Genomic DNA, 25558 nt, shown 5'->3' with positions numbered 1-25558 from the left:
CTCCCCGCCAGGGGGCCTCCTCTACGGCAGACCGTCAGCTTTGCCGTGCCCAGCCACCGCCAGGTTGGAGACCTCGTGCTCGATCTTTCCGCCCCCGCCTACGGCCGCGCCGCCGCGTCGCCTGAGCTCCCCGGCGTGCAGCCGCCCATGACCCCGGCGGTGATCCGCCCGGCGGCCGCACCCGGCCCCGTCGCCATGGCCGCCAGCGACCTCGCCAGCGCCCCCATGGACTGGTCCTGGGAGCAGCTGCGCGACTACGTCATGCGCTCCATCGCCGAGCGCCACGGCCCCCAGCCGCGCCACGAGACCGCCCGGGTCAACTCGATCTTCAAGTCCTTTGCGGCCCGCTGGGGCAACCAGGCCGGACCGATCGCGCACTTCGTCTTCGAGCAGCAGGACGGCTTCTGGCGGGACGCGCCGGTCGCCCTCACCCGCTTCACCAAGGGCAACGACGGCTACTTCGCGGGCCCGATCAGCGAGCGCCTGGCCCATGCATAGGCCCATCGCGTTCGGCTACGTCGGCTACCCGACCCCCGAGCCCACCTGCTGCCCCGACGCCTACCAGTGCGACGGCGAAATCGAGTGCCTCCGCCACGGCGGCTTCGATGTCTGCTGCGACCTGCCGGAAGAGCACATCCCCCAGGACCGGGACGCCTGGCACCAGCAGATGACCTGCTGGGAGCAGGCACTGCTCGACGAGCACATCCGCAAGCACCTCGCTCCTGCAGCCTGATCCATCACGCCCGGCCGCCACCGGGCCCTCATCAAGGACCGCCAGCCTTGAAGCGACCGCCCCCTCCTGCCTCCTGCCATCCGCTGTCCGACCCGGACTTCAAGCGGCTCAAGGCCGCCCGCCCTCGCCTGTGGACCAGCCCCAAGGACACCTGCCTGACCTGCCTGAAGCAGAACGGCCAGACCTATCGCTGGTATGCCGAGCAGGACGGCCGCCGCACCGGCGAGATCGCCACCTACGAGTGCCAGTGCCAGCAGCAGTGGCTGCTGCACCTGTGGATGCTCAACGCGGGCATCCCGCTGAACTACCAGCGCCTCGGCTGGGACGACGTCCGCGCGGTCCCCGAGCCCATCGTCGCCCAGGTCATGGACTACGCCCTGCAGGCCAAGCGCAACATCGCCGCCGGACGCAACCTGATCCTCTGGTCCAAGGGCCCCGGCACCGGCAAGACGCTCCTGCTTGCCCTGCTGTGCAAGTTCCTCATGGCCAACGGCTTCCAGGTCCACTTCTCCCAGTTCAACGAGGTGATCGACCTCTTCACCTCCAGCTGGCGCGACAAGGACGAGAAGGATCAGTGGACCCGTCGCGTACGCAACGTGGACGTCAAGGCCATCGACGACCTCGGCAAGGAGCACAAGGGCCGCATCGAGATGGTGGAGAGCATGCTCGACCAGATCATCCGAGCCCGCGTCTCGGACGCAGCCCCCACGATCATCACCACCAACCTCACCCCAGAAGAGATCCAGCAGGGGTACGGCGTCTACGCGATGAGCCTGCTCACCGAGGCCGCCGACTTCATCGAGGTCACCGGAGCCGACTACCGGCCGGTGCGACGCGAAATCTCCCGCCAGGAAGCCGAACTCGGCCTGGCCCGACCCATCACGGCGGTCTGACATGACGAACAACACGACGACGGACGGCGACTTCTGGGGCGGCCTGGAGGAACTCGAACTGCTCACGAGGAACAACCAGGAGACGCTCTCGCCACAGCTCGCCAGCGTCGTGTCCGCACGCAGAGCGCTCCTGGCCTGCCAGGCATCGCTGATCAGCGTGAGCGAGGACATCCGAGAGGCCCTGCTCCGCGCCGACGAGTTCCAGGACGTCCGGCGGCAGCTCAGCGACACCGCCCGAGCCCGGGTGAAGACAGAGCGGGCGCTTCAGTCCGTGATCAAGGAAGCACAGCGCCAGGCCGTCCGCGCCGACGCCGCCGAGGCCAAGCTGGCCGAACTCCAGGGAGAGCAATCATGACCCTCGCAGACGACCTGTTTTTTCAGCTCAGCCCCCACGCGCCGAAGCACGCCGCGCCTCCCATGGCTCCCGGCGTCCGGTCGCTGCCCACGGCCTGGCAGGCCACGGCCGACAACACGGTCGTCCGCCACTACGCCGACGCCTCCACCACCGCCCAGGCGGAAACCGGGAGGAAGAGGATCAACGACCTCCGCTCCAGGCTCGTCGATGCCTCCGCCACCATCGACAAGATTCTCCGGGGAGTCGACGAGATGGACGAGGTGATCGCGGGCACCTCCGGCGAGGAACTTGCCACGGCACGGCAGGCCCTGATCGACCTGCAGGAGCGCAACGACAAGCTCATCGCGCAGTGCCGCCAGTGGAAGCAGCGCGTCAACGACACCCAGGCATCCCTGGAGCGTGCGCAGGACATGGCCGACCGGCTCCAGAAGCAGCAAGACGAGACGCCGAACGAGGTGATCTTCCTCCGTAAGGGCACCCCCGGCGACTCGGTCCGCTACCTGGCCGGTGAGGTCATCAAGCACGCCATCGGCAACATGGAGCTGGCCGGGATCGCCGTCGCCCTGCGCATGGTCTCCACAGACATCGACAACCTGCCCCAGGGCACCCCGTGACCATGTCGGCCAAGACCTTCGGTGAGCCCCTCTCCGAGCGTGAGACGGAGATCGTCCAGCTCGCGAGCGGAGGCTACACCGACGGCGAGATCGCCGACGACCTGGCGATCAGCATCCACACCGTCCGCGAGTACTGGCGCTACCGCATCCGCCCCGTCCTCGGCGCCGAGAACCGCACCCACGCAGTCGCCCTGGCAGTCGCCGAGGGCCTGGCGCTCCCACAGGTGACCGCATGACCTTGCACGCAGAGACCGTCCTCTACGCCAGCCTCACCGACGTAGACGCGCTGGAGCAGCTGGCCGACACCGGCCTGGAACCGGCGTGCATCCCGACGACCGGCATGCGCGACGTCGTCGAGTGGACCGTCTCGTACTTCTACCGCTCCGGCCGCACCAAGGCGCCCTCCCGCGAGCTCCTGCACGAGCAGTGGGGGCACCGCCTGGAGCAGTGCAACATCCAGCTGCCCGACGAGGACCTCGAAGTCGACGAGGTCTTCGCCGCGATCGAGTACCTGCAGTCCCAGTACGTCCTCGCCGAGTCCCAGCGCCTGCAGCGCGAGTCCGCCGTCGAGATGGCCAACGCCGAGCCCCACGAGCGCGTCGAGGTCATCCACCGCACCTCCGCCGCCTTCCACGAGCTGTCCATGTCGGTCCGCAACCAGCAGAACGAGGTCGAGGGCGTCCAGGGCCTGCGCGACTCCCTCGCCCGTTACGACCAGCGTGCCGCCGCACCCAAGGTCGTCACCGGCATGTCACTGGGGATGGAGGCCGTCGACAACCACACCCTGGGCGTCCACGCGGGCGAGATATGCGCCTGGTGCGCTCCGCCCAAGGGCGCCAAGTCGTTCTCCGCCACCCACGTCGCCCACACAGAGTGGAAGCGCGGCCGCGAGACCGTCCTGTACACGCTGGAGAACAGCGTGGGCATGACCTACGACCGCCTCGCCTGCCAGATCTGCTGCGTCGACTACCGCGAGTACCAGAAGGGCACGGCCACCCCCGAGGACGTCGACCGCGTCCGCGCCTGGCTCGACCAGAACGAGGACGAGCTGAAGGACGGCCTGCACGTCCTCTCCCCGGACGACGGCCTGCGCACCCCCGCCGCCCTCATCCGGCAGGCCCAGTCCTACGGAGCGAAGTCGATCATCATCGACCAGCTCTCCCACATCCAGCACCCCAGCCCCAACCCCCGGCGACCCAAGCACGAAACGATCGCCGAGATCATGAACGAGCTGTCCACGCTCATCACCACCGGCCGCTACATGCCCTCGGTGCTCCTGAACTGCCAGATCAACCGCGACGGCGTCGCCTCCGCCCAGAAGGCCGGACGACTGGAGCTCCAGCACATCGCCGACTCTTCGGCGATCGAGCGCTACAGCTCCTGGGTGTTCGGCCTCATCCGCTCAGAAACCGAGGTAGCCGCCGGTATGGCCACCCTGCAGATGCTCGCCTCCAGGCGCATGGACCTGACCAACTGGCGCTGCGCCTGGGAGCCCTGGTACGGCACCCAGCACGTCCTCGGCGAGGTGACCCTGTGACCACCCGCGTCACCTACACCCACACGGTCGAGTACCCGGAGAGGCTCCTCGAAGGAGACAACGACGAGGTCGTGACCTTCGCCCGGATCATGGTGCAGCTGCACGCCATCCAGGCCCTCGCTCGGACGTACCCCTGCATCGCCAAGGTGGACGGCCTGCAGACCACCATCGAGACCAGGCAGCAGAAGGACCCCTTCGGCCGCATCGACCTCACCGCCACGGCGACGTCCCCCTGCGGCACCCCCGGAACCTGCCCCGCGACTCCAAAGGCCCGCTCATGACCGCCTACGCCTTCCCCTGCGCCCTCAAGCCCGAGCTGTTCGACACCGGCAAGACCCGCGAGACCAGAGCCGCTCGCAAGGCCCTGCGGATCTGCGACACCTGCCCCGTGATGCTCGCCTGCCGCCGCGCTGGCCGCGAGGGCCGCGAGTGGGGCATCTGGGGCGGAGAGACCCAGGGAGAGCGCTGGGAGGCCCTCGGCATCACCGAGGACGACCTGCTCCCGCCGGACTGCGAGACCGAGATGGCCTACCGCCGTCACAAGGACGCGGACGAGGAGTGCGAACCCTGCCGCCTGGCCCACAACGCCCGCCAGCAGGCGTACAAGGAGGCCGCCGACGAGCGCAAGCGCAAGGAGAAGGCCGAGGCGGCCGCCAGGGAGGCTGAGCAGCAGCAGCAGCACGCGGAGGTCCCCGGCAGCCGCCGCAACGCCTTCCACTCGCCCCTGCGGCCGATCTGCGGCACCGAGCGCGGCTACCGCTACCACCTGAGGAAGGCCGAACTCCAGCTCGCCGCGCACCCCGAGTGCACCTGCCGCGAGGCCCACCGCGCCAAGCGCGCGACCGAGCGCTCCACCCAGAAGGAAGCGAAGGCCGCCGCATGACCGTCACCGCGCGAGGCCCGTGGCTCCAGCCGTTCAACGGCGACCCCGAGGCCCGCTGCCCCAAGTGCCTCTCCGTGGCAGGCCAGACCGAGTGGCACGACACCGTCGTCGTCGGCATGTGCAAGGAGCGCAGGGACGCCATCGTCGCCCTGAGCGACACCCCCGAGGACGTCCCCGACGAGACCACCGAGCACCTGTGCCGGGCCTGCTTCTGCGGCTACTTCTGGAGCGAGCGCGTGGCCAGTCCCTCCGACATGGCCCGCATCAAGGCCGCCACCTCCTATGACGACTGACCTCGACCAGCTCGCAGCCCTCCCCGACGAGCACAAGTCCCAGCTCGCCGAAGCCGCGCTGGACGCCCTCGGCATCCAGGTCAAGCGCAAGGTCCGCGACGAGCTGATCATCGCCTGCCCGATCGGCGCCCTCCACAACGACCAGGAGCGCAACCCCACCGCCGCCCTGTCGGCCTCGAAGCTGCTGTTCCACTGCCTGGGGTGCGACTCCTCCGGCACCATCATGTGGCTCATCGCCACGGTGCGCGGCGACATCACCATCGACCAGGCCCGCGAATGGCTCCTGGGCGAAGCCGGACTCACCCGCGCCGTCGGCCTGCCCGACATGCTCGCCTTCTTCGACGCCCTCTACACCCCCAAGACGCGGCCGCCCCTGCCGGTCTACAGCGACCGCATGCTGGAGCGCTGGCAGGGCATCGACGGCTACATCCTCGAAGACCGTCAGATCCCCATCACGACCGCCACCCGCATGCGGATCTGCACCGACCCCGACGGCTTCATGGGCCCGCCCGAGGACCGCGTGCGCACCGGCCCGCGCGCTGTCATCCCGCACTACTGGAAGGGCGACCTCGTCGGCTGGCAGTCACGTCGTCTGCCCGGCGCCGACCCCACCGCCCCGAAGTACCTGAGCACGCCCGGCTTCCCCCGAGACGAGACGATCTTCGACTACCGGCCCGCGAGGGAAGAGGTCGTCGTCGTCGAGTCGCCCATGAGCCAGCTCCGCCACCAGCACCACAGCGACATCGAGGGCACGTTCGGCGCCGTCGTCACCGACGAGCAGATCGAGCACCTCGTCAAGGGCCGCCGCAAACTCGTCTGGTTCATGGACAACGACACTGCCGGATGGCGCGCCGTCGCGGGCCGCACCTTCAACGGCCGCTTCTTCCCCGGCGCCCCCGAGCGGGCCTCGCGCTGGTGCCAGAACTGGGTCATCCAGAGCCCGTTCGCCGCCGACCCGGCCGAGCTGTCCGACGAGCTGTACGACCTCCTGGTCCGCGAGCACGCGGTGCCCTGGCAGGTCTGGGAGCAGCCGAAGGCCCTCTACTGCCACCGATGCTTCAGAACCAGTCACTCCGGTCCTTGCCCCGCTGCCGGATGACGGCGGCAGGCCAGAACAGCAGGATGCTGAAGAAGCCGATCAGCACGACTGACCAGTAGAGCAGTCGAGGGGCGGGATGGTCGGTGTCGGCGAACAAGCCCCACCCCATCTCCCGGTCGAACTGGGTGCGCCAAGCATCGGGCCGTAGGCCGAGCCAGCGGGTGACGACCGCCCAGCCCCCCACGAGCCACAGGGCGGCGATCGAGACGGCGAGAAGCATGGCGCCAGTATCCCTGTCCCTGGGCCGTTCCGGTGGCCCAATGAGTGACCCCAGGAGGAACGTATGCTCAAGTTCGGCACCGGCCAGATCACCGACGTCGAGGACGGCGTCGAGCAGGCGCTGATGTCCAAGATCGGACGCGCGCTGACCCCGGAAGAGTGGAACTCGCTCCTCCAGGAGGGCCAGGACGGCGAAGAGGAGTAGACGATGACGGGACTGCGGATCGCTGGCCGTCCCGAGCACGTCATCATCTCCACCAGCTCCACCCTGGCCGTCGTGCCGCGCCGCCCGCAGCCGGTCGTCCACGACGTCAACGGCTACTACGCCCGGCTCGGCGTGGCGCCGACGGCGACGAAGCGGGAGATCCGCGAGGCGTACCAGGCCCTCGACGGCCCCAACGACGCTGAGCTGACCGAGATCTTCAAGGTGCTCATCAGCCGCGAGCGCCGGGCCGCGTACGACGCCAAGGCCTCCGGCAGCACCTTCATGGACCGCGCTGCCGTGCAGGCGATCCTGCGCAAGGCGGCCGTCCAGGCGTCCCGGCAGAACGCCGAATTCGGCACCGCTGCGACCGCCAGAGACATTATCGAAACTCTGGCGGAGGCCACGGGAAATCCGCTTCTCCAATTTCTTGCTTCGGGTTCCACCGAGGGCTTTGATGATGAAGGAACGAGGGACCGCCATCCCTCACCCAACCCCCCGGCCGCATGGCCGTACTCCTACCTGCTCCTGGCCTCTACCTGCGACGACGTCGACAGGTTGGCCCAGTGGCGGGAAGGGCTCGCGCAGGTCCTGAAGGGCCGTGGATGCACCCACTTCACGGTGGGATTCCACGCCGTCGGCGATCAGCCGTTCCTCGTGAGGAGAGACATCGGAATCCCGATCGTCTTTCTCCACGAAGAGGCCACGGTGACCGGGGAGTTGATCGCAGCAGCCGCCACTGCTGTGTAACCGGCTTCACCTGCCATCAAAGATCATCAGGAGCCTTCGTGACCGCCAACACGAGCCCCGTCATCAATTTCCGCCGAGGCGGCACCGCCGCCGAGCAGGCCGAGAAGGAGGCAAGCGTCTCCAGCTCGGGCCGTCGCGGACCCGACTACTTCGGTCTCAAGGACGACGGCGACTCCGCAGTCGTGCGTCTCCTCACCGACCACGACGACTGGATCTGGGTCAACCAGCACAGCTTCGTGCCCACCAAGCAGGGCCCCAAGGACGCCGAGAAGTGGCCCAAGAACATGACGTCGGTGTGCCGCTACGACAAGGCCTTCGGCGGCCACTACGCGGACTGCTACATCGACGACAACAAGATCAAGAACAGCTTCGGCAAGGTCGCCTCCGCCCGCCCCCGTGTCTGGGCCCTGGCCGTCGAGCGTGAGATCGTCCGTGGCGACGGCAGCGAGGCCCTCGGCGGCCCGACCAAGCAGGGCGTCATCGTCGGCATCCGCGACAAGGTCGACGAGGTCGACGAGCTCGGCGCCGACGGCAAGCCGACCGGCACCAAGCTGCAGTACCCCCGCATCGTGGTGATCAACCAGCCCATGAAGGGCTTCTTCGCCCACTTCAAGGCCCTGCACGGCCTGTACGGGACGGTCGTCGACCGCGACTTCAGCGTCACCCGCAGCGGCACCGGCACCGACACCGAGTACAAGATCGTCCCGATCGACCCGATCGCGGACCCGGCCACCGGCCAGAACCTGATCAAGCCGGGCACCCCCATCTGGGAGAAGTACCTCCAGGCCGTCGCCGAGCGCGAGATCAGCCTGGAAGCCATCGTCGCCGACAAGGCCAGCGACGAGTACTACGCCCGCTTCTTCGACCCGTCCAAGACGGTCGAGAAGGACGGCACCATCGTTGCCGCCACGGCGGCCACCGGGGGCATGGTGAACCTCCCGGCCGCCGACGCCGCCCCGGCGAACATCTCGGACGACCTGCGCAGCCGCATCGCCAACCTCGGCGTACCGCAGGCTCCCGCCGCCTGATCCAGGCGCACTGACACCGGTCTGCCCCGGGTGCCCGTCAGATACGGGCCCAGCCTTCCTCAAGGCTGCGGTGTTCCACCCGGGGCGGACTGGGCCAACTTCACCACCCTTCAGCGCAAGGACCACCACCGTGCTGCGCCTCATCACCTCCTACGCACCTGACGCCCCATATGTGCAGGTTGGCGACCTTCGCACCACTGCTCCTGCCCTCGTCGAGAACGAGGAGGACGGCAACCGCTGGTTCTTGACGCCCGCCACCAAAGACCTCACCGCCCCGCTGTCTCTGTGGAACCGAGCCGAGCGCGACGGCGCCATAGGCATCCTGGTCCACCTGGTCAACGGTGTTCTGGCGACCCCGTCCCACGTGGTCGAGGAGTACAGCCGAGTCCGGATGGACAACGCCACCCTCGACCTCTCCAGCGTGCCGCTGGCCGTCTTCGAGGACGCGCCGACCTACATCGAGGTCATCGACCAGCTCGAAGCCAAGCAGGACCCACCGAAGGCCGAATCCGGGTTCGTGCACCTGCACACCCACAGCGAGTACAGCCCCCTCGACGGCCTGTCCCGCATGGACGAGATCGTCCGCGAGATCACCGGCCACGGCCAGACGGCTGTCGCCATCACCGACCACGGCACCTGCGCCGGGCACCCCGAGCTGCAGCGCGCGGCCGACAAGGCCGGGGTCAAGCCGATCTTCGGGATCGAGGCGTACCTGTGCGACGACCGCGTCGTCCGCGCCGCGCCCGGCGACAAGGAGACGCAGGCCCACCTCCGCAACGACTACTGGCACGTCTGCCTGTTCGCGGCCGACAACACCGGCCTGCGCAACATCTGGGCCGCCAGCACCGAGTCCTTCCGGGACGGCTTCTACCACCGGCCCCGCATGGACTGGGACACCCTCGGCCGGTTCAACGAGGGCGTTATAGCCTCCACCGGCTGCCTGCGCGGCCCCGTGGCCGTCGCCCTCAAGAGCGGCGACGTCGAGCTGGCAGCGATGCGCCTGACCCGGCTCATGGACCTCTTCCCGGGCCGCCTGTACGTCGAGCTGCAGCCCAACGACATGCCCGAGCAGGTCCGCCTCAACGAGGCCCTGGTCGCCTTCGCCCACGAGTACGACCTGCCGCTGCTGGCCACCGTCGACAGCCACTTCCCGACCGCCGACGACGCCCACGCCCACGACGTCTGGATCGCCTGCCAGACCAACAAGGACGTCCAGGACGAAGGAGACCTGTTCTCCGAGGACCTGAACCTCTACGTCATGGGTGAGGACGAGGCCCGCGCCGGACTCGCCTACCTCGGCGAGGACGTCGTCGAGGAGGCCATCGCCAACACCCGCGCGCTGGCCGAGCGCTGCAACGCCCGTATCGAGGGCGAGACCGCCATGCCGTCCTTCACCGGTGACCCGAAGGAGGACGAGCGGCGCCTGCGCGAGCTGTGCAGGGCCAACTGGGACCGCCTGCCCGCCAGCGCCCAGGACGAGCCCGCCGGAGCCCACCGCATCTACCGCGAGCGCTACATGCGCGAGATGGAGCTGCTGGTCGCCAAGGGTTTCTGCGGCTACTACCTGATGGTCGCGGACTACGTCGGCTGGGCCAAGGACCGAGGCATCCTCGTCGGCCCCGGGCGCGGCTCCGGCGGCGGCTCGCTGGTCGCCTACCTCGCCCGCATCACCTCGCTGGACCCGGTCCGCCACGACCTCCTCTTCGAGCGGTTCCTGACCTACGGCCGCGCCGGACTCCCGGACTTCGACGTCGACTTCCCCGCCTCGAAGAAGGCCGAGATCCTCGGCTACCTCCGCGAGCGCTGGGGCGAGCGCAACGTCGTCTCCATCGGCTCCGAACTGAGATTGAAAAACAAGGCCGTCATCAACGAGCTGGTCCGCGCGCTGGCCTCCTCCCTGCCCGAGGGCGCGGCCGCCGACCTGCGCCAGGTCTCCGCCCTGATCGACGAGGCCGAAGCCGGTACGGCCGGACTCGGCATGTCCTGGGAAGACCTCTGGGTCCAGCACGGCGAGCAGCTCCAGCCGTTCGCCGACCGCTACCCCGAACTGTTCGCCATGGCCGAGCGCCTGGTCGGCCGCCTGAAGTCCTACGGCCGCCACGCCGCCGGTGTCGTCATCTCCACCGGCGCCCCGCTCACCGACTGGCTGCCGATGCGCACCATCGACGGCGAAGAGCAGATGGTGACCCAGTGGGCCATGGGCGACGTCGAGGCCATCGGCTTGGTCAAGTTCGACATCCTCACCCTGCGCACCCTGGACACCATCCAGGAGACCCTCGACCTGGTCCGCGAGCAGCGCCGCTACGACATCGACCTGGAGGCGTGGGAAGCCGAGTTCGAGGACCCCCTGGTCTGGGAGGAGCTCCAGGCCGCCCACACCCTCGGCGTCTTCCAGATCGAGACCAACAGCGGCACCAGGCTCTGCGAGCGCATGCGGCCCCAGAACGTCGCCGAACTCGCCGACATGGTCACCATCGTCCGGCCCGGCCCGATGAACTCCGGCCTGACCGACCTCTACCTGCGCCGCCGCGCCGGAGAGCAGGCCGTCACCTACCCCGACCCCCGCCTGGAGAAGGTCCTCGCCCCCACCTACGGCGCGATGATCTACCAGGAGCAGGTCATGGCCGTCACCCGCCTGCTCGCCGGGTACGACGAGTCCGAGGCCGACGGGGTGCGCCGCATCCTGGGCAAGAAGAAGGTCTCCGCCATCGCCGACGCCGGACAGGAGTTCCTCTCCCGCGTCGACATGCCCCAGGAGCAGGCCGAACGCCTGTGGGCCCAGATGGCCGAGTTCAGCAAGTACGGCTTCAACAAATCCCACGCCTACGCGTACGCCTTCCTCGCGTTCTGGACCGCGTTCCTCAAGGTCAACTACCCCCGCGAGTTCCTCGTCGCCGCCATGAGCACGGTCGACAAGGACCGCGTCCCGGAGTTCGTCAAGGAGGCCCGGCGCCTGGACGTCGAGGTCCTCCCGCCGGACATCAACACCTCCGGCCCCGGCTTCACCGCCGACCCGACCGCGTACGCCGTCCGCTACGGCCTCGGCTCCGTCAAGGGCGTCGGCGACGTCGCCGTCAAGGCCCTCGTCGAAGCCCAGCCGTACGCCTCCTGGGACGACTTCGAGACCCGCCGCAGCCCCAAGGCCAACGCGGGCGTCGTCGCCCTCCTCGCACGCATCGGCGCCTTCGACACCCTCGTAGCCAACCGGCGCGGCCTGGAGGCCAAGCTGCTCGCCGCCAAGACCGGCGAGGACGCCCGCTGCACCTTCAAGGACGACGGCCTGCGCACCAGCCTCGCGATCGTCCACCCGGACTCCCCGGACGTCTGCGGCTACGACTGGCTCACCGAGCCGGACCGCATCAACCCGCGCACCGGCAAGGTCCTCAAGCGCAAGCTCCCCGCCAAGCGCTGCACCAAGGCCTGCCGCCAGTACGAGGCCCGCCCGCCACTGCAGGTCGCCACCATCGAGCCCTACAGCCCCGTCGACATCCGCGCCATCGAGCACGAGATGCTCGGCACCTACCTCAGCTCCACCCCGTTCGACGACCTCTCCGAGCACGACCGGACCGTCCTGCGCGCCCAGGCCGAGCAACTGGCCACCGGGCCCAGCGGCACCTACTACGTCGCCGCGATCGTCGCCGGGGCCCGCCCCCACACCGCCCGCTCCGGCGACCAGATGGGCTTTTTGACCCTGGAGACCGAGATCTCCACCCTCCGCGTCGCCGTCTACCGCGACGCATGGGCCGTCGAGCAACGCCGCTTCACCAAGGGCGCGCTCTGCCTGGCCGAACTGAAGAAGACCGACCGGGGCTACAGCCTCGTCACCTACCAGCCCCTGTGAGAGGCACCGCCATGACGATCACCTCCATCAGCCACCCGTACTGGGCACCCCTCGGCGCGGCCGCCAAGGCGACCCGGGCTGGCCTGCAGATCTCCCAGGCCGCCGTCGCCCAGCACGCCGGTCTCACCGTCCGTCAGTACGCGGCCCTGGAGAGCGGCTTCATCCCGCCGGACGTCGCCGACGCCCTCGGCACCCTCAACTTCTCCCGCCTCGACGAGGCCCTCGGCTGGGACGACGGCACCGCCATGGCCCACGTCCAGAAGTCCCTCACGGCCGCCATGTGGCCCTCGACGACCACTCAGCTCCTGCCGGTCGACGGCGCAGCGCTCACCATCGACGACCGCTCCTCCTACCCGGCCGCCGCCTGGGTCCGGCTCGGCAAGGCCATCCAGAACTCCCGCCTCGCGCAGGGGGTGTCCCGAAACCAGCTTGCCTACGCCATCAAGTCCTCCAGCAAGACCATCGGGCGCCTGGAGGAAGGCCGCATCTACGGCGACCCGCGCACCTCGCCGCCCGGCGACTACAACTCCGAGCGCTACGTGCTGCGCCGTCTCGCGTTCCTGGAGATGGCCCTGGAGTGGGAGATGGGGCAGGCCGCCCAGATTCTCGAAGGCCGAAACGAGGCCTCTGTCAGTCCTGCGGCGTAAGCTGCGAAATCGAGCCAACCGCCATTGGCCACAGCTGACCGCCATCAGCTACTCCCCGCAAGGAGATCCCCGCACCATGCCTCCCAAGAGCCGCCTGGCCAAGCTGCGCGCCGACCTCACCAAGGTCTACGGCGACCGCGTCACCCGGCGCGACCAGATGGTCCGGCCCACCTTCATATCCACGGGCAGCCTCACCCTGGACTACGCCCTCGGCGGCGGTTTTGCCCTCAAGCGGACCCACGAGATCGTCGGCCCCGAGGGCATGGGCAAGACGACCCAGTGCATCCTCGCCATGGTCGACGCCCAGAAGATGTTCCCCGACCGGGGCGTCGCCGTCATCGACATGGAGCAGAGCTTCGACTTCGAGTGGGCCGCCAAGCTCGGCCTGGACCTCGACGAGGACCGGTTCGTCCACATCTACCCGGACCACTCCGAGGACGTCTCCGACCAGATCAGCATGTTCCTGCGGGACGGGGACATCTCCCTGGTCGTCGTCGACTCCGTCGGCGGCATGGAGTCCAAGGCTGCCTTCGAGAAGAAGGCCGAAGACTCCGCCATGGGCAAGAACTCCCAGGTCATCTCCCGCATGGTCAAGCGCGTCGCAGGCCTGTGCCGGGCGAACAACGCCGCCGTCGTCTTCGTGAACCAGTACCGGGCCGACATCGGCAACCCGCGCGGCGGCCAGAAGTCCGCCGGACCCAGCGCCCTGAAGTACAACACCACCACGAAGATCAAGATGAGCCGGACCGGCGAGCCGTCGAAGAAGGTCTCCATCACCGACTCCGTCTCCAAGGCACCCGCCGAGCTCGAAGTCGCCCGCCAGATCCGCGCCCGGGTCGAGCGCAACAAGCTCGCCGCCCAGGGCCGGGCCGCCGACTACTGGTTCCGCAACGTGGCCACCGCCAAGTACGGGCCCATCGGCATCGACCGCGCGGACGAGGCCATCAGCCTCGGCATCGCCACCGGCGCCATCAAGCGCCTGTCCACCGTGAGCTACGAGTTCCCGGACGGCTCCACCGTCAAGGGCGGCCGCCCCGGCGTCGAGGCCGCCATCGCCGAACGCCCCGAACTCGTCGAGGTCATCCGCCAGCAGGCCCTGGCCTCCATCTCCGGTGAGATCAAGTCCGACCACGAAGTCTCCTACGACGACGCCCCCGACGGCGTCGACACCACCACAGGCGAGATCATGGAGGACGCAGCATGAACACCCTCAAGCGCGCATGGGCCCTCACCGGCAAGCCCTGGTTCTACTACACCGTCATGAGCCTGTGCTGCCTCGTCATTTCCTGGGCCTGGTACGAGGTCGGCCAGCAGGTCGACCTGAACCAGATCACCCAGGACATCCACTACAAGCTCGGCGTCATGGCCGCCATGACCGCTGCGGTCATGGGCCTCTTCTTCGGCATCACCGCCAGCCACCTCTACCGCCGGTACGTCCCGGCCAAGGCCCTGCCCGTCGACCCGCACTTCCCGCCCTACGAGGTCGTCTACATCCAGAGCGACGGAACGCCGGAGCGCTGCGCCTGCCACAACAGGGTGGTCCAGGACGGCGACGTCGTCTGGCACTGGCCCCAGCCGCCCAAGCTCGTCTGCATCCAGGAGGGCCACGCCCGATGAGCACCACCTACATCCGCCGCAAGCACTGGTGCGCGCTGCCGGACGCAGACCTCGCCGCCCACGACGACATCGTCCGGTGCGACGAGTGCGGCGGCTTCTGGATCGCCAAGGAGGGGGTCTGGGCCACGAACTGGCGCCCCCTCAGCCGCCTCAAGCGCTGGTTCGTCCTCCGCAAGATCCACCTGGAGGAGAAGTGACCGACAAGGGCCTGAACAAGCGCATGGGCGACGCCCACGAGAAGCGGCTGGCCGAGGTCCTCGGCATGCGCCAGACCCGGGGCAGCGGCAACCAGTGGCGCGACCAGATGGACGCCAAGCACGACCGCACCGCGTGCACGTTCGCCTTCGCGGTCGACGGCAAGTCCACCCTGGCCAAGTCCATCAGCATCACCCGCGCCATGTGGGAGAAGGCCGGAGAGCAGGCCGGGGGCGAACTGCCCATGCTGGCCCTGCGCTTCTACAACAACGCCTCCCTGGAGGTCCACGCCGACCTCGCCGTCTGCGACCTCCTGGACTTCGCCGAGATGCGCGAGGCCGCCGAAGCCTGGCACCTCGCCAAGCCGGTCATGCAGCGCCTCGTCCGCCAGCTCGGGCTGGAGTCCCTCCTGCCGCTGCTGGCCGGTGAGGGCGAGACCGCACTGCTGCGCGAACTGCTGAAGTAGCGCGCCACATCAACATCATCAACGAATCGAGACTCCCGTGAACTTCCTGCACATGAACCTCGACGACGCCTGGAACTACATCCTCTCCGGCCTGGACGTCGTCGGCCTCTTCGCCCTGCGCGCCGTCGGCAAGAAGAAGGCGGTCGGCTGGCTGTGGGCGATGCTCACCCAGGCCGTCTGGATGGTCTACTCCGTCTCCACCCTCCAGTGGGGCTTCCTCGCCGTCGCCGCCGTCAAGTTCGGCGTCTACAGCTGGAACTGGGCCTCCTGGATGCGCAGCGACAAGGCCGGGTCCAAGCCGAAGACGGCTGAGGACATCGCCCGCGAGCTGGCCGCCATGACGATGCCCGGCGCCAGCGAGATGGACCGCCTGCGCACCGAGTCCCTGATCCTCAAGGCCGCCCGCGTCGGCAGGCTGTACCACGAACAGGGGGCCAAGCCCGCGTGACCTTCACCCCCTCCTTCCAGCGGGTCGGCGCCCTCAACAGCGACCTGGTCCTGATCCCGCTGATCGAGAACGCGATCCAGCAGTGCGCGTTCCCCAAGAACTTCGTGGTCCGCCTGCGCTCGTACGCCGCCAAGCGCGAGCCCGACGGCTGGTTCCACCCCTCGACCCATCCCACGATGGACGAGCGGCAGCTGTACTACTACCTCGCCCAGCCGGACAAGTGGGACGAGCCCGAGTTCGAGTACGGCCCCCGCATGAGCGTCCTCATGGGCACCGTCATGCACGAGGTCGTCCAGACCGTCATGATCAAGCTCGGCCTGCTCGTCCCCCCGAAGGGCACCTGCGTGTGCTGCGGCAAGCCGCACGGGCGGGGCAACGGGAAGTGCGACGAGTGGGGAGTGCGCGACGACGTCCTCGGGCGGCGCGGCCACATGGACGGCCTCCTCGACATCCCCGGCTGGTGCGCACCCGCCGACGGCATCTTCGACCTGAAGACCTGTGCACCGCCGGTCATCCGGGGCGTCGACAACAACGACCTGGAGCACTTCAAGATCAAGTGGCCCAAGTACTACGGCCAGGCCCAGGAGTACATGGCCTGCACCGGCAAGCAGAAGGCCCTGATCCTGTTCCTCGCCATGAGCGAGGGCTGGGTCATGCGCGAGTTCACCCTCCCTCGCGACGACCTGTACATCGCCCGCCTGGAGGCGAAGTACCGCGCCGTCCGCCAGCACGTCGCCGACGGGACCCCGCCCCCCGTCGCCTGCTGCGCCACCAAGGCCGCCGCACGCAAGTGCCCCGCCACCCGCTGCACCGTCAAGATGGGATTCGCCGCATGAGCCGCACCCGCCTCGCCAAGGCCCCCTTCCACAGCAACGGCAGCCTGCAGACCTGGGTCGGCTACGCGGGCGACGTCGGCGAGTGGCGCGAGAACAAGCCCTTCCGGGCCCTCCTCCGCCTCGACGGCACCCAGCGCGGCATGTCCGCAGCCCGCTTCACCTGGACCGACACCGAGGGCCACACCTTCCCGATGTTCATGACCGACATGGCCGACCTGGCCAGGCGTGCACCGAATCTCTTCCGAGGCTCAGTGCACTCCTGGTGGATGGTCCAAAAGCGCGGCAGGAACTACGGCATCCGCCTCGCCACCCTCGACGAACTCGGCGCCGAAGGCCACGACACCACCGGCCTGGGCCTGCCCCCCTGGCCGCTGGCCGGTCCCTCCGCCTGACTCAGCAACTGACCCATCCGCCTCTCTGACTGCCATCGGAGACCCCTGTGAAGAACCAGCTCGCCATACCTGCCGTCGAGCGCCTCGCCCGCCGCAACGCCTTCCGCCCGCCCGTCTACGGCGACTTCGCCGTCGCCACGGTGCAGGCCTTCGACCAGTCCCTGAACAACACCGGTGTGGTCATCCTGCGCTCCTATGGCGAAGGCTTCACCCTGCTGGCCACCGGCATGATCCGCCCCTTCGCCAAGACGACCGAGCTGCAGAGCTGGGAGGGCAACTACGCCCGAGCCCAGGACATCCACGACGGCATCGTCTACCACCGCACCGGCTACGGCTCCATGGTCGACAACATCGTCTACGAGCGCCCCCCGGTCCACGGCAAGCGCACCGAGTCGATCATCCTGGCCGGACGCGAGGTGCACCGCGCCACCGGCGGCAAGGCCGTCATGGTCGACAACCGCCACGCGAAGAAGCTCATCGTCGGCCGCGCCGGGAACAACCAGAACCCGGTCACCAAGGCCCACGTCAAGGAAGCCGTCGAGCGCTACATCACCCCGCCCGAGGCCAGCGGCAAGCTGATGCCCTGGAACGAGCACGTGCGCGACGCCTGCATGCTCGCGCTTGCCTGGCTCCTGGACGAGAAGCAGCGCCAGGTCCAGGAGGCCGCCCAGGCTCTGCCGCTGGCGGCCGCCGCATGAGCGACGCACAGGAGGTCGCTGAGCTTGCCCAGTGGATGGGCGACGCGCAGGCGGCCAAGCAGGCAGGCCGCGTCATCGGCGAACTCGCCAAGGAGGCCGACAAGCCGCTGGCCGTCGACATCGACCCCGACCGCACCCGCGAGACGGCCACGGCCGGGTTCTCCCGGATGCGCACCGAGTGGCGGCCGGGGGAGGGCGCCGAGGTCGCGGGCATCGTCCAGCAGGCCCAGGGCATCATCTACCGCTCGTTCCCCGACGCCTACCTGGTCATGAACGAGCTGTGGATGCTGGTGCGCGAGCCCGTGGTCGACAAGACCACCGGCGAGATCGTCACCAACCTCTTCGGCTGGCCGGAGTGGGAGAAGCACCCCTCCGGCGCCTTCGTCGAGGACTACACCCGCCTGGCCAACCGCGAGAAGGACGACTTCCTGCTGCGCATCACCACCGGCCTGCTGGAGTGGGAGCAGAAGGCCTCCACCCTGTGGCTGGAGTCCATGCTGGCCAAGGGCCGCTGGGAGGAGTCCATGGCCACCGGCTTCGTCTCGCCGACCGGCCGGGTCACCGTCGAGGAGCGCACCCAGCGCGGCCGGGCCTACGCCGCCGAGGACCGCTACCACGCCATCTTCCGCGCCTCCGTCTCCCGCTCGGCCGACAGCCTGATCAGGAGCCTGGAGCGGATCGGGCAGCGGCTCAAGGACTCTCTGACGGCCTGAGTCCTGTCTGTGGTCCAACTTCGATCGACGAAAAGTTGGAGTTGCAGGCGGGGGCCTGCCTATGCTGACAAAGAATTCCAGATGTGCTGCCGCCACATGCACATCCGGGAAGGCGCGACCGCCACGCGTCAGTAAAGGAACCCGCCTGCATGACCATTGACGTGCGCGTGCTCCGAGAACTGTTCCGGCATCTCCAGGCGTGGAACACCCTCTACGAAACGGAGGGTGTCGACACCATAACTGGGCCGGACGGTACCGAGTACTGCATCCACGACATCGTCCACCTCTACCAGAATGCCGTCACCGGACGCGGAGAGAACGGAAAGCACCTCCTTTCTCCCCGCCAGCGCGAGGCAATTCAGCTGTTCCTCATCGAAAATCGCCCCGAGCGGGAAGTCGCCCGCCTCATGGGCGTCTCCGAGGACAACCCCGTTGCCTCCTACGCCACCCAGGGCCTCGTCCGCCTGAACGACCTGATCAAGTCAGGCGTCATCCCCGGCAACGGCAGCACCGGCAGCGACGAGCTGGAGGCCGCCGCATGAGCGAACGCATCCGCTCCGGCACCGACGCCGACCTCGAAGCCCAGGCCAACGCGATCCTGCGCCAGTCCTTCCTGGACAACCCCGACCCCGAGGCCAAGGCGCTGATCCTCACCGAGTACATGCTGCAAAACCGCCTCAAGCGCGAGGTGTTCGTGCCCGGTGGCACCCCTGACGGCGCCGTCCGCAAGGGATCCTTCCACCGCAGCATCAACCGCCAGCACCCGCACCTCAACGCCTCCGAAGGCGTCGCCCGGCCGCAGCACCGCGTCCCGCTGAAGGCCGAGGAATGAGCGACAACCTGCCCGAGGTCATCGACCCGGACGCATCCGGCCCGGTCAGCATGGTCATGGTGCGCATCGGCAACCGCACCGTGCCCGCCAAGACCGGCCAGCGCTGCCGCGTCTGCCAGTCCCCCCACCGCGCCCAGATCGAGGCCTGGATCCTGGAGGGCTACACCCGGCCCACCATCCTCGGCCAGCTCGCCGACATGGAGGAAGGCCCCCTCGGCCACCCCACCGAGAAAGCCCTGCGCAGCCACACCGAACGCCACCTCCCGCTCGGCGCCCGCGCCGAGGCCGCCATCCTGGAACGCCGCGCCGAACAGCTCGGCGAGGAGATGGAAAATTATGGCGGTCGTGTCGCAGACCATCTCACCGCCCTGGATATGGTCGTTCTGAAGGGCTTCGAACTCCTCCAGCGAGGGGAGATCAAGCTCGGCGCCACCGACCTGATGAAGGCCATCGACCTCAAGCAGAAGATCGACGCTTCTGCCGTGGGCGGGCTGGACGACAAGCAGTGGCGCAAAATCCTCATGGAGTACATGAAGACGGCCGTCGAGTTCATCCCGCCAGAGAACCGACAGGCTTTCGCCCGAGCCCTCAGCACAAACCCCGTCCTGCTCGCCATCGCACAAAACAACCAGCAGCAGGACACCTAAAAAACTCCGGACCGCCACCCGGAAACCACCACCACTCCTTCCGCCAGAGGAGAACACCCGCCATGCACATGCGCGAGCCCTCAACCACCACACTCGCCGACCTCGACCTCGCCTGGAAGAACCGCGACCGCGAGTGGACCTCCGACGCCAGCGTCCCGCGCGTCGTCTTCCCCGAGAGCGTCAAGCACGAGCCCACCCTGTTCCTGGGCGACTACGAGATCACCCTGGACGAGCAGGCCACCGAACTCCTCTGCGCCTTCTACCAGGTACCCACCGCGTACTTCCGGCGGATCACCCCCGAAGAACGCCACTTCGTCATGAACGCCCGCATGGACCACGCCGAGGGCGAAGTGACGATCACCTACAACGGCCGGGGCGTCACCGACGTCCGCAAGCCCACCAAGCCCCGCCTGGAAGCCGAAGAGTTCGTCCGCATCGCCCACCGGATCTACCCGGCCAGCAGCACCGTGCTCGACGCCTGGGTCACCGCCGACGAGCTGCGCCTGGACGTCATCTCCCGCGAGGTCGCCTACGGCATCTTCGGTGGCCTGCGCTTCAGCCAGAACCGCAAGCAGAACCTCGCCCCCGCCGTGGCCCCCATCCTCTTCCACGAGGACACCACCACGGTGATCGAGATCCCCGACCCCTCCCTCAAGCTCGACGCACGCGGCGTCTCCGTCGACAAGATCGCCGAACGCCTCGCCGCCGAAGCCCTCCGTGCCGACGCCCGCCTGGCCAACGACGCCGAGCACCTGCTGAACCTGCAGCGCACCTCCGTCGCCGGAGACCGCGTCATCCGCCTGCACCGCATCGCCGCCGAGCACAAGATGCCCGTCCGGCCGCTCGCCGACATCACCGTCGCGCTCTCCCGCAACAACGAGCCGACCCTGCTCGACCTGGCGCTGGCCATCGCCAACACCGCCAACGCCCCCAAGATCCTGCAGGACCCCGACAAGCGGAAGCTGCGCGCCACCCTCCAGCACATCGCCGGAGCCGTCGTGGTCGACGAAGCCGAACGCTGCAACTCCTGCCTCGCCCTCGTCGCCGCCGCCTGACCGCCACAGGAGACAGACATGGACACGCCGACCAACATCATCGCTCTGGTCTACGACCTCGGCATCCTTGCGCTCATCGCCTTCCTGGGCTGGGTGTTGTACCGATGACCGGGGGACTGCGCCAGCGCCCCGGCGACCAGCCGCTGCCCTCCGGCGGCCAGGAAGACGTCCAGGCCCGCCTCATCAAGGAGATCGAGGCCCGCCGCGAACTCGGCATCAGCCGCTACGGCCAGGGCCTGATGACCTTCAACGGCCGCAAGGCCCTGCGCGACCTCCTCGACGAACTCCTCGACGGCGCCAGCTACGCCATGCAGGCGCAGATGGAGTGGGACGCCACCCAGAACCGCATCTCTGCCGCCCTGGCCGAGCACCACGCGGACTGGGAGGGGAACTGCACCACCTGCAGGACGGCGTCCCCCTGCAACACCCGCCGGGCCCTCACGGGCCAGCAGGTGCCCCAGCCCATCGAGGTCACCCGGACCGACCCGGTCCAGGAGGTCGTCTGCTCGCCGGACGCCGTCGACTACCTGCGCGAGCACTTCCAGGTCGAACCCCCGCGCGCACCAGGCATGCCGAACCTCGGCCAGTACATGGGATTCCCCGTGTACGTGGACGACGCCCTGCCGCCGCGCACTGTCCGGCTGCAGCCCAGTACCCCCAAGCAGTAGTCCGTCCCTCCTTCCGCCAGAGGAGCCTTCCATGGCCGTCCCCGACCGTTTCGGTGCCAGGGCACCCCGCGACCTGCGCGCCTCCAGTCAGCCCCGCGACCCCGGAGGCCTCATCCTCCCGCCGGGCATGCAGTCCTCCAGCCCGTTCGGGCCCGCCGCCGACCGCTTCGACAAGGAGTACGGCGGCGTCCACCAGCGCAGTGAGCTGGCCCAGGGCGACATCCACGACAGCGAGATCCTCGCCCTCGAAGCGATCTTCAAGGACATGCAGGACCGCTACGGCGTCCGGTCCTTCAACGTCACCGAGTTCGAGCGCGAGGCCAAGGACCGCTGCCACGCCCAGCTCGGCCTGGCCATCGACATCCGCTGGAAGGCTCTCGCCGACGGCACCGGCCGCCTCATCGAGGGCGCCGCCAGCCCCGAGATCGAGATCGTCGGCCGCGTCGAGAAGCGGATCTTCGACCACGACCAGAAGGTCCACGAGGTCACCCGCGACATCGCCGACCTGGGCACCCAGGGCGTCATCGCCTCGCAGGAGCCCGCGCGCGGAGGACATCCCCACTGATGAAGGACAGCCGTCTCCACGACTGGGACGCGGACAGCGTCACCGTCGCGATCATCCCTCAGACGTGCGGGAACTGCGGTGAACGCGCCGACCGGGTCCGCATGTCCCTGGAGGTCATCGCCTCCGGCACGTCCGGCTTCCTCGGCATCCAGACCGTCGCGGAGACGCCCTGCTGCGGGGGCAAGCGCAACTCGGCCTACCCGCCCGAGTACCTGGCCCGGCTCCTGGACCACCTCAAGGTCTGCCCGAACCACCACCGGAAAACGTAAATCCATTTTTCCGTTGAACCATTGAAGGAGAACATCATGTCCCGTAACCGCGACATCGAACTCGGCCCCGTCGGCCTCGTCGTCAGCGGCCTCCTCGCCCTCGTCCTCCTCGTCGGCCTCTTCATGGGCGGCATCGCGGGCTTCAAGGCGTTCGGCCGCTACCAGACCATGTCCGACGCCAAGAACAACGCCCAGGTCGCCCTGGTCAAGGCGAACAACAACGTCAAGGTCACCGAGATCGAGATCAAGAACCAGGGCCAGCGGGTGAAGGTCGCCCAGCAGCAGGCCCAGATCCGGTACGAGAACGCCAAGGGCGTGCGCGAGGCCCAGGACGAGATCGCCAAGACCCTGACCCCGCTGTACGTCCAGTTCGAGTACGCCGAGGCCCTCAAGGAGATCGCCAAGAGCGGCAAGAACTCCTCGGTGGTCTACATCCCCTCCGGCGCGGGCGGCGTGCCGCTGGTCTCCGGCGTCCAGGGCCAGCCGTCCGTCGGCGCCCCGACGAAGTAGGGGGTCGACTGACATGACGGACTTCCTCACCACCGCAGAGGCCCAGGCGTGGGTCACGAGGCAGATCAAGGCGGGCTTCCGCCACGGCTGGGACGACGACAAGGGCGACGGCTGCACCGTGGTGCTCGACGTCAGCCTGGACGTCGCAGGGGCGAAGCCGGTGGCAGTCAGCGTCGTCGCCTTCCCTCCCCTCGACGGCAAGCGTGTCGCCACCCTCGTGACCATCGACAGCATCGCCCAGCAGAAGCTCTTCGATGCTGGCAAGGAGATGGCCGAGTCGATCATCAAGACCCTGCCCGACGCCTACTGATGTCCCACCGGCGCCCTCCCGCCCCTGAAGGGGTGAGGAGGGCGCCGCCATGATCAGCAAGAACAACGAGGACACCTCGCCGCTGGCGAATTTCGACCCGACGGAGATCCACCAGCTGTTCCTCGGGCTGGAGGTGCCCGACCCGATCACGTTCGTGGTCTCGCCGAAGTACCTGAACCGGCCGAACCTCTACCCGCGCCAGGCGACCTTGCTGAAGGTCTTCTTCCTGCGTGAGGACCTCTTCACGGACTACGACTACCAGGTCGTATCGGAGTGGGACGAGCAGTACCGCACCGCGAAGACCACCAACGAGCAGCGGGCCGCCCGCGCCGCCGAGCTCGGCGAGGGCGACGAGATCATCTTCGAGGCGCTCGCGGAGCTGGACCGCAACGAGGACGCCCCGAAGATGCCCATCGGCGGCACCCCGGACGTCCTGGGCCGCATGCGGGCCTGCAAGGAGCTGGGCTACCAGTGGTTCCGCGAGATCCTCCTGGTGATGGGCCGACGCGCCGGAAAGGGCCACATCAGTGCCCTGGCCATGGCCTATGTCCTGTGGAACTACATGGCCAAGGGCGACCCGCAAGATCACTACGGAGTCGACAGGGATAAAAAGCTCGCGTGCCTGATTTTCGCCGGTAAGCGCGAGCAGGCCAAGGCCAACCTGTGGCGTGACCTCGTCAACGTGGTCACCGGCGGGCCGTGTTTCGCCCCCTACATCGCCTCCAGCCTCGGCGAGAAGCTCTCCGTGTACGCGCCGCACGACTTCGTGCGCATGGATGAGATGCGCAACCGGGGCATCACCACGGCGCTCGACATGGCCACCTTCGAGATCCTCCCGAAGGAGTCCACCCTGATGGCAGGCCGTGGACCTGCGTCTTTTATCATGGGTTTTGACGAAATGGCCCACGTTGTCGCTTCTGGCGCGAACCGGTCGGCCGAAGAGGTCTACACCGCCTCCGTCCCCTCCCTGGACCAGTTCAAAAAAGACGGCTTCCTCATCGAGCCATCCTCCCCCTGGCAGATGACCGGCCAGTTCTACTCGAACTACGAGCGCGCCGTCGAGATGGAGCCGGACGGCATCACCCCGGCCTACCCGGCGATCATGATGATCCAGCTCGCCTCCTGGGACATCTACCTCGACTGGCAGATCGCCCACGAACTCCCGCTGTTCCCCGAGGGGTTCATCGGCGACAACGGCGAGTACTGCGACGTCCAGCCGCCCGGCTTCCGGCCGCTGAAGAACGCCATCCAGACCTTCGACGACCAGATGCGCAAGCTGGAGAAGGCCGACCCCGACACCTTCGCCGTCGAGCGCCGCGCCCAGTGGGCCACCGTCATGGACGCCTACCTCGACCCCGACAAGGTCGACGCCGCCTTCAGCCCCTGGTTCGACCGGCCGCCCCAGTACGGCACCCCGGCCATCGTGCCGACCAGCGAAGGCATCCTGTCCTTCGTCTACAAGGGCCACGCCGACCCCTCCAGCGTCAACTGCCGCTTCGGCCTGGCCCTCGCGCACATCGAACGCGACCTGGAGAACCGGCCGCACGTCGTCTTCGACAAGATCCACCACTTCGACCCCGCCGACTTCCCCGGTCACACCATCGACTACGAGGAAGTCGAGGACTGGATCTGGGACGAGATGATCTCCCCCTACCAGCCCGAAGAGTTCACCTTCGACCAGTACCAGAGCGTCGGATCCATCCAGAAGCTCGTCAAGAAGATCGCCCGCACCCGCATGGCCAAGCCCGTCAACGTCTACGAGCGCACCGCCACCAACCAGCTCAACTGGCGCTACGCCGAGACGTTCAAGGCCGCGATCAACATGGGCCTGGTCCACGCACCCGACTACGAAGAGGGCGCACTGGAACTGAAGTTCCTCCAGAAGGCCCCCAACTCCAACCGCGTCGACCACCCGACCGTCGGCCCTGTCCAGACCAAGGACATCGCCGATGCGATCATGATCACAACGTTCGCGCTCATCGGTGACTGGATCGAGGGCTACAAAGAGCTGCTCAACAACGCCGCGCCGACCGGCGCCATGCAGGGCGGCCTCCACAGATCCAGCGCCCGAACCCCTGACATGGCCGCCCCCGATCACGACCTGCAGTCCTACATGGACGCTCTGCGATCCTTCACGCGGACCCGTACCGGACGTCCGGGCTGGGATCAAGGACTAGGTCGTACAAGGTCCGGATATCGCCGGTGACTGAGAATGGCTGCCTTGCCTCTGAGGAAAAGGCCGT

Annotated in this window: 36 protein-coding genes; 35 read left to right on the top strand and 1 reads right to left on the bottom strand. The window is 68.2% G+C overall.

The genetic code is table 11. From position 1 onward, the window contains the following. The first annotated feature begins 75 nt into the window (after positions 1 to 75). Genes ACZ7OY_RS35950 through ACZ7OY_RS35900 form a run of 11 tightly spaced genes read left to right on the top strand, consistent with a single transcriptional unit; the run spans position 76 to position 6407 of the window. Positions 76 to 498 carry a hypothetical protein gene (locus ACZ7OY_RS35950; RefSeq protein WP_472249761.1) on the top strand — a complete coding sequence of 141 codons (423 nt, stop codon included), beginning with the start codon at positions 76 to 78 and terminating at the stop codon, positions 496 to 498. Further along, entirely contained in the window at positions 491 to 733 is a 243-nt protein-coding gene (locus ACZ7OY_RS35945) for a hypothetical protein (protein WP_472249760.1), read from the top strand. The genes ACZ7OY_RS35950 and ACZ7OY_RS35945 overlap by 8 nt, the downstream gene beginning before the upstream one ends. Before the next feature lie 47 nt (positions 734 to 780). Beyond that, on the top strand, positions 781 to 1626 hold the full coding sequence (locus ACZ7OY_RS35940; protein ID WP_472249759.1) for an ATP-binding protein: 846 nt from the start codon (positions 781 to 783) through the stop codon (positions 1624 to 1626). A 1-nt stretch (position 1627) separates the two neighbouring features. Beyond that, positions 1628 to 1981, top strand: coding sequence for a hypothetical protein (locus ACZ7OY_RS35935; protein WP_472249758.1), 354 nt, complete (start codon positions 1628 to 1630; stop codon positions 1979 to 1981). Next, positions 1978 to 2595: a hypothetical protein gene (locus ACZ7OY_RS35930; protein ID WP_472249757.1), complete on the top strand. Its 618-nt coding sequence runs from the start codon at positions 1978 to 1980 to the stop codon at positions 2593 to 2595. Before ACZ7OY_RS35935 ends, ACZ7OY_RS35930 begins: the two co-directional genes overlap by 4 nt. Positions 2596 to 2597: 2 nt before the next feature. Then, positions 2598 to 2831, top strand: a complete 234-nt coding sequence (locus ACZ7OY_RS35925) for a response regulator transcription factor (RefSeq protein ID WP_472249756.1) — start codon at positions 2598 to 2600, stop codon at positions 2829 to 2831. Continuing rightward, positions 2828 to 4132, top strand: coding sequence for a DnaB-like helicase C-terminal domain-containing protein (locus ACZ7OY_RS35920; protein ID WP_472249755.1), 1305 nt, complete (start codon positions 2828 to 2830; stop codon positions 4130 to 4132). Before ACZ7OY_RS35925 ends, ACZ7OY_RS35920 begins: the two co-directional genes overlap by 4 nt. After that, positions 4129 to 4413, top strand: coding sequence for a hypothetical protein (locus ACZ7OY_RS35915; RefSeq protein WP_472249754.1), 285 nt, complete (start codon positions 4129 to 4131; stop codon positions 4411 to 4413). Before ACZ7OY_RS35920 ends, ACZ7OY_RS35915 begins: the two co-directional genes overlap by 4 nt. Beyond that, complete coding sequence (locus tag ACZ7OY_RS35910; RefSeq protein WP_472249753.1) at positions 4410 to 5015, top strand: WhiB family transcriptional regulator; 606 nt, start codon at positions 4410 to 4412, stop codon at positions 5013 to 5015. Before ACZ7OY_RS35915 ends, ACZ7OY_RS35910 begins: the two co-directional genes overlap by 4 nt. Next, complete coding sequence (locus ACZ7OY_RS35905) at positions 5012 to 5308, top strand: hypothetical protein (protein WP_472249752.1); 297 nt, start codon at positions 5012 to 5014, stop codon at positions 5306 to 5308. The genes ACZ7OY_RS35910 and ACZ7OY_RS35905 overlap by 4 nt, the downstream gene beginning before the upstream one ends. After that, entirely contained in the window at positions 5298 to 6407 is a 1110-nt protein-coding gene (locus ACZ7OY_RS35900) for a hypothetical protein (protein WP_472249751.1), read from the top strand. The genes ACZ7OY_RS35905 and ACZ7OY_RS35900 overlap by 11 nt, the downstream gene beginning before the upstream one ends. Here the strand turns inward: ACZ7OY_RS35900 and ACZ7OY_RS35895 are convergent. Then, entirely contained in the window at positions 6367 to 6627 is a 261-nt protein-coding gene (locus ACZ7OY_RS35895; protein WP_472249750.1) for a hypothetical protein, read from the bottom strand. The two genes, ACZ7OY_RS35900 and ACZ7OY_RS35895, sit on opposite strands and share 41 nt — an antisense overlap. A gap of 63 nt (positions 6628 to 6690) precedes the next feature. Here ACZ7OY_RS35895 and ACZ7OY_RS35890 point away from each other — a divergent pair, with 63 nt between their 5' ends. The 24 genes from ACZ7OY_RS35890 (at position 6691) to ACZ7OY_RS35775 (ending at position 25521) form a co-directional block, all read left to right on the top strand. Further along, positions 6691 to 6831, top strand: a complete 141-nt coding sequence (locus ACZ7OY_RS35890) for a hypothetical protein (RefSeq protein WP_472249749.1) — start codon at positions 6691 to 6693, stop codon at positions 6829 to 6831. Positions 6832 to 6834: 3 nt separating this feature from the next. Then, positions 6835 to 7578 carry a J domain-containing protein gene (locus tag ACZ7OY_RS35885; protein ID WP_472249748.1) on the top strand — a complete coding sequence of 248 codons (744 nt, stop codon included), beginning with the start codon at positions 6835 to 6837 and terminating at the stop codon, positions 7576 to 7578. Positions 7579 to 7616: 38 nt separating this feature from the next. Next, entirely contained in the window at positions 7617 to 8606 is a 990-nt protein-coding gene (locus ACZ7OY_RS35880) for a hypothetical protein (protein ID WP_472249747.1), read from the top strand. Positions 8607 to 8736: 130 nt separating this feature from the next. Next, positions 8737 to 12447 carry a DNA polymerase III subunit alpha gene (dnaE, locus tag ACZ7OY_RS35875; protein ID WP_472249746.1) on the top strand — a complete coding sequence of 1237 codons (3711 nt, stop codon included), beginning with the start codon at positions 8737 to 8739 and terminating at the stop codon, positions 12445 to 12447. An 11-nt stretch (positions 12448 to 12458) separates the two neighbouring features. Then, a complete protein-coding gene (locus tag ACZ7OY_RS35870) occupies positions 12459 to 13094 on the top strand; it encodes a hypothetical protein (protein ID WP_472249745.1) in 636 nt (211 codons plus the stop codon). A 76-nt stretch (positions 13095 to 13170) separates the two neighbouring features. Then, positions 13171 to 14298 carry a P-loop NTPase family protein gene (locus ACZ7OY_RS35865; protein WP_472249744.1) on the top strand — a complete coding sequence of 376 codons (1128 nt, stop codon included), beginning with the start codon at positions 13171 to 13173 and terminating at the stop codon, positions 14296 to 14298. After that, positions 14295 to 14711, top strand: a complete 417-nt coding sequence (locus tag ACZ7OY_RS35860; protein WP_472249743.1) for a hypothetical protein — start codon at positions 14295 to 14297, stop codon at positions 14709 to 14711. The genes ACZ7OY_RS35865 and ACZ7OY_RS35860 overlap by 4 nt, the downstream gene beginning before the upstream one ends. Continuing rightward, positions 14708 to 14908, top strand: a complete 201-nt coding sequence (locus ACZ7OY_RS35855) for a hypothetical protein (RefSeq protein ID WP_472249742.1) — start codon at positions 14708 to 14710, stop codon at positions 14906 to 14908. Before ACZ7OY_RS35860 ends, ACZ7OY_RS35855 begins: the two co-directional genes overlap by 4 nt. Continuing rightward, the gene (locus ACZ7OY_RS35850; RefSeq protein ID WP_472249741.1) at positions 14905 to 15372 is read left to right on the top strand and encodes a hypothetical protein; all 468 of its coding nucleotides are present in this window, start codon (positions 14905 to 14907) and stop codon (positions 15370 to 15372) included. The genes ACZ7OY_RS35855 and ACZ7OY_RS35850 overlap by 4 nt, the downstream gene beginning before the upstream one ends. 37 nt (positions 15373 to 15409) lie before the next feature. Further along, positions 15410 to 15820, top strand: a complete 411-nt coding sequence (locus ACZ7OY_RS35845; RefSeq protein WP_472249740.1) for a hypothetical protein — start codon at positions 15410 to 15412, stop codon at positions 15818 to 15820. Then, entirely contained in the window at positions 15817 to 16656 is an 840-nt protein-coding gene (locus tag ACZ7OY_RS35840; RefSeq protein ID WP_472249739.1) for a hypothetical protein, read from the top strand. Before ACZ7OY_RS35845 ends, ACZ7OY_RS35840 begins: the two co-directional genes overlap by 4 nt. Beyond that, positions 16653 to 17048, top strand: a complete 396-nt coding sequence (locus tag ACZ7OY_RS35835) for a hypothetical protein (protein WP_472249738.1) — start codon at positions 16653 to 16655, stop codon at positions 17046 to 17048. Before ACZ7OY_RS35840 ends, ACZ7OY_RS35835 begins: the two co-directional genes overlap by 4 nt. Positions 17049 to 17095: 47 nt before the next feature. Then, positions 17096 to 17746 carry a hypothetical protein gene (locus ACZ7OY_RS35830; protein ID WP_472249737.1) on the top strand — a complete coding sequence of 217 codons (651 nt, stop codon included), beginning with the start codon at positions 17096 to 17098 and terminating at the stop codon, positions 17744 to 17746. Next, positions 17743 to 18459, top strand: coding sequence for a hypothetical protein (locus ACZ7OY_RS35825; RefSeq protein ID WP_472249736.1), 717 nt, complete (start codon positions 17743 to 17745; stop codon positions 18457 to 18459). The genes ACZ7OY_RS35830 and ACZ7OY_RS35825 overlap by 4 nt, the downstream gene beginning before the upstream one ends. A gap of 149 nt (positions 18460 to 18608) precedes the next feature. Continuing rightward, positions 18609 to 19001 (top strand): sigma factor-like helix-turn-helix DNA-binding protein, encoded by a 393-nt coding sequence (locus ACZ7OY_RS35820; RefSeq protein WP_472249735.1) that lies wholly within the window; start codon positions 18609 to 18611, stop codon positions 18999 to 19001. After that, entirely contained in the window at positions 18998 to 19291 is a 294-nt protein-coding gene (locus ACZ7OY_RS35815; RefSeq protein WP_472249734.1) for a DUF7236 family protein, read from the top strand. The genes ACZ7OY_RS35820 and ACZ7OY_RS35815 overlap by 4 nt, the downstream gene beginning before the upstream one ends. Beyond that, positions 19288 to 19938: a hypothetical protein gene (locus tag ACZ7OY_RS35810; RefSeq protein ID WP_472249733.1), complete on the top strand. Its 651-nt coding sequence runs from the start codon at positions 19288 to 19290 to the stop codon at positions 19936 to 19938. The genes ACZ7OY_RS35815 and ACZ7OY_RS35810 overlap by 4 nt, the downstream gene beginning before the upstream one ends. Before the next feature lie 62 nt (positions 19939 to 20000). Further along, a complete protein-coding gene (locus ACZ7OY_RS35805; RefSeq protein WP_472249732.1) occupies positions 20001 to 20993 on the top strand; it encodes a hypothetical protein in 993 nt (330 codons plus the stop codon). A 104-nt stretch (positions 20994 to 21097) separates the two neighbouring features. Continuing rightward, the gene (locus tag ACZ7OY_RS35800) at positions 21098 to 21661 is read left to right on the top strand and encodes a hypothetical protein (RefSeq protein ID WP_472249731.1); all 564 of its coding nucleotides are present in this window, start codon (positions 21098 to 21100) and stop codon (positions 21659 to 21661) included. 31 nt (positions 21662 to 21692) lie between these two features. Next, complete coding sequence (locus tag ACZ7OY_RS35795; protein ID WP_472249730.1) at positions 21693 to 22226, top strand: hypothetical protein; 534 nt, start codon at positions 21693 to 21695, stop codon at positions 22224 to 22226. Next, entirely contained in the window at positions 22226 to 22495 is a 270-nt protein-coding gene (locus ACZ7OY_RS35790; RefSeq protein ID WP_472249729.1) for a hypothetical protein, read from the top strand. The genes ACZ7OY_RS35795 and ACZ7OY_RS35790 overlap by 1 nt, the downstream gene beginning before the upstream one ends. 36 nt (positions 22496 to 22531) lie before the next feature. Next, positions 22532 to 23005 (top strand): hypothetical protein, encoded by a 474-nt coding sequence (locus tag ACZ7OY_RS35785; RefSeq protein WP_472249728.1) that lies wholly within the window; start codon positions 22532 to 22534, stop codon positions 23003 to 23005. A 13-nt stretch (positions 23006 to 23018) separates the two neighbouring features. Beyond that, a complete protein-coding gene (locus ACZ7OY_RS35780; protein WP_472249727.1) occupies positions 23019 to 23315 on the top strand; it encodes a hypothetical protein in 297 nt (98 codons plus the stop codon). A gap of 49 nt (positions 23316 to 23364) precedes the next feature. Continuing rightward, positions 23365 to 25521, top strand: a complete 2157-nt coding sequence (locus tag ACZ7OY_RS35775) for a hypothetical protein (protein WP_472249726.1) — start codon at positions 23365 to 23367, stop codon at positions 25519 to 25521. Positions 25522 to 25558: the final 37 nt, after the last annotated feature.

This window comes from Streptomyces sp. NPDC107559 (assembly GCF_055657365.1).
Note: the sequence above shows the minus strand (reverse complement) of the source record. Positions and strands in the feature narration are given on the sequence as shown.

Bases quoted from the DNA above. Each gene is read 5' to 3' on its own strand.
- ACZ7OY_RS35945 (WP_472249760.1), top strand. From the start codon at position 491: ATGCATAGGCCCATCGCGTTCGGCTACGTCGGCTACCCGACCCCCGAG.
- ACZ7OY_RS35935 (WP_472249758.1), top strand. From the start codon at position 1,628: ATGACGAACAACACGACGACGGACGGCGACTTCTGGGGCGGCCTGGAG.
- ACZ7OY_RS35930 (WP_472249757.1), top strand. From the start codon at position 1,978: ATGACCCTCGCAGACGACCTGTTTTTTCAGCTCAGCCCCCACGCGCCG.
- ACZ7OY_RS35925 (WP_472249756.1), top strand. From the start codon at position 2,598: ATGTCGGCCAAGACCTTCGGTGAGCCCCTCTCCGAGCGTGAGACGGAG.
- ACZ7OY_RS35920 (WP_472249755.1), top strand. From the start codon at position 2,828: ATGACCTTGCACGCAGAGACCGTCCTCTACGCCAGCCTCACCGACGTA.
- ACZ7OY_RS35910 (WP_472249753.1), top strand. From the start codon at position 4,410: ATGACCGCCTACGCCTTCCCCTGCGCCCTCAAGCCCGAGCTGTTCGAC.
- ACZ7OY_RS35905 (WP_472249752.1), top strand. From the start codon at position 5,012: ATGACCGTCACCGCGCGAGGCCCGTGGCTCCAGCCGTTCAACGGCGAC.
- ACZ7OY_RS35900 (WP_472249751.1), top strand. From the start codon at position 5,298: ATGACGACTGACCTCGACCAGCTCGCAGCCCTCCCCGACGAGCACAAG.
- ACZ7OY_RS35895 (WP_472249750.1), bottom strand. From the start codon at position 6,627: ATGCTTCTCGCCGTCTCGATCGCCGCCCTGTGGCTCGTGGGGGGCTGG.
- ACZ7OY_RS35890 (WP_472249749.1), top strand. From the start codon at position 6,691: ATGCTCAAGTTCGGCACCGGCCAGATCACCGACGTCGAGGACGGCGTC.
- ACZ7OY_RS35885 (WP_472249748.1), top strand. From the start codon at position 6,835: ATGACGGGACTGCGGATCGCTGGCCGTCCCGAGCACGTCATCATCTCC.
- ACZ7OY_RS35870 (WP_472249745.1), top strand. From the start codon at position 12,459: ATGACGATCACCTCCATCAGCCACCCGTACTGGGCACCCCTCGGCGCG.
- ACZ7OY_RS35865 (WP_472249744.1), top strand. From the start codon at position 13,171: ATGCCTCCCAAGAGCCGCCTGGCCAAGCTGCGCGCCGACCTCACCAAG.
- ACZ7OY_RS35860 (WP_472249743.1), top strand. From the start codon at position 14,295: ATGAACACCCTCAAGCGCGCATGGGCCCTCACCGGCAAGCCCTGGTTC.
- ACZ7OY_RS35855 (WP_472249742.1), top strand. From the start codon at position 14,708: ATGAGCACCACCTACATCCGCCGCAAGCACTGGTGCGCGCTGCCGGAC.
- ACZ7OY_RS35835 (WP_472249738.1), top strand. From the start codon at position 16,653: ATGAGCCGCACCCGCCTCGCCAAGGCCCCCTTCCACAGCAACGGCAGC.
- ACZ7OY_RS35825 (WP_472249736.1), top strand. From the start codon at position 17,743: ATGAGCGACGCACAGGAGGTCGCTGAGCTTGCCCAGTGGATGGGCGAC.
- ACZ7OY_RS35820 (WP_472249735.1), top strand. From the start codon at position 18,609: ATGACCATTGACGTGCGCGTGCTCCGAGAACTGTTCCGGCATCTCCAG.
- ACZ7OY_RS35815 (WP_472249734.1), top strand. From the start codon at position 18,998: ATGAGCGAACGCATCCGCTCCGGCACCGACGCCGACCTCGAAGCCCAG.
- ACZ7OY_RS35810 (WP_472249733.1), top strand. From the start codon at position 19,288: ATGAGCGACAACCTGCCCGAGGTCATCGACCCGGACGCATCCGGCCCG.
- ACZ7OY_RS35805 (WP_472249732.1), top strand. From the start codon at position 20,001: ATGCACATGCGCGAGCCCTCAACCACCACACTCGCCGACCTCGACCTC.
- ACZ7OY_RS35800 (WP_472249731.1), top strand. From the start codon at position 21,098: ATGACCGGGGGACTGCGCCAGCGCCCCGGCGACCAGCCGCTGCCCTCC.
- ACZ7OY_RS35795 (WP_472249730.1), top strand. From the start codon at position 21,693: ATGGCCGTCCCCGACCGTTTCGGTGCCAGGGCACCCCGCGACCTGCGC.
- ACZ7OY_RS35790 (WP_472249729.1), top strand. From the start codon at position 22,226: ATGAAGGACAGCCGTCTCCACGACTGGGACGCGGACAGCGTCACCGTC.
- ACZ7OY_RS35785 (WP_472249728.1), top strand. From the start codon at position 22,532: ATGTCCCGTAACCGCGACATCGAACTCGGCCCCGTCGGCCTCGTCGTC.
- ACZ7OY_RS35780 (WP_472249727.1), top strand. From the start codon at position 23,019: ATGACGGACTTCCTCACCACCGCAGAGGCCCAGGCGTGGGTCACGAGG.
- ACZ7OY_RS35775 (WP_472249726.1), top strand. From the start codon at position 23,365: ATGATCAGCAAGAACAACGAGGACACCTCGCCGCTGGCGAATTTCGAC.